Source organism: Mesorhizobium sp. M2E.F.Ca.ET.219.01.1.1 (assembly GCF_004016445.2).
Classification (GTDB): Bacteria; Pseudomonadota; Alphaproteobacteria; order Rhizobiales; family Rhizobiaceae; genus Mesorhizobium.
This window is the reverse complement of record NZ_SADT02000030.1, coordinates 1-1095: the sequence shown is the minus strand read 5'-3', so window position 1 is coordinate 1095 and position 1095 is coordinate 1. Positions and strand designations below refer to the sequence as shown.

General features: G+C 54.7%; 1 protein-coding gene. It reads left to right on the top strand.

All coding sequences use genetic code 11. The annotated features are described in order from the left end of the window. Positions 1-841, top strand: an 841-nt coding sequence (locus EN862_RS34760; protein ID WP_210213425.1) for a gamma-glutamyl-gamma-aminobutyrate hydrolase family protein, incomplete at its 5' end; no start/stop codon positions are given. Positions 842-1095 lie beyond the last annotated feature (254 nt).

Below are 1095 nucleotides of genomic sequence, written 5' to 3'. Positions count from 1 at the left end.
GGATGGGCTTCAGCGAGACGGTGCTGGTGACGGAAAAAGGCCCGGAACGCCTGACCACCATGGAGCGCAAGCTCTTCTCGCGTATATAAGCACTCCATTCAAGATGGCAAAGCACATGCGACCAGTCATAGGGATCGTCAGCAATTTCGACGTGGAAAAGGATGGTTACTTCTGTCTCGTCCACTATGTAAGCGCAATCGAAAAAGCCGGTGCGCTTCCAATCATCTTGCCGTATGTCAAAGAAGATGACGTGAGCGCGTTATTAGACCTCGTTTCTGGGCTCGTTCTTACTGGAGGTGGCGATTTTCCAACCGAACTTTACGGCGCGCCTCCGCACCCCGCTGTTCAACGGATGATCCCCGAGCGCGACGACTTCGAATTCGCGCTCGCCCGTTCAGCGTTCGATCGGCCCATGCCCGTTCTCGGCATCTGCCGAGGGATGCAGATTTTGAATGTTGTAGGCGGGGGTACGATCTATCCTCATACCTTAGATGAACTACAAAACGTAATCGATCATCGCGATGGCACCCCGTTGGATAAGACGGTTCACGAGGTTCAGTTGGAACGCGACACGCAGCTGTGGCGGCTCTGTGGAGCGCAATCATCGTCTTTCCGAGTAAACAGCTATCACCACCAGGCCATTAAACAGTTGGCTCCTGAATTCGTCGTTTCGGCGCGAGCTGACGATGGTGTCGTCGAGGCGATCGAGGCACCCGGCCGGCCATTCATGGTCGGCGTACAGTGGCACCCTGAGTGGATGTACGACAGTGAGCCCGCCTGTCGCAATTTGATCGATAACTTCGCAAGAGCCTGCAGTTCGATTGCAAGAGAACCTGCATGACGTGCGCCACCAGCACGCGCGTGCTGCCTCAGACGCAAAAAATTCCTTGAGGCGTTAACCGGCTGCGGCGCTAATAGCCGTCCCCCTGCACAACGTCAGCCTCCATTTTGGCAGGCATTTTATCGCCAAAGAAGCGGATATATTGGAGTATACCTCAGTGCGAGCCATATCTGAACTCGCCGAATTCGTTAGCAGCTATCCAGCAAGTGCACTGCCTGCGGCGACACGGCGTACAATTTCGTTGCTCATTTTAG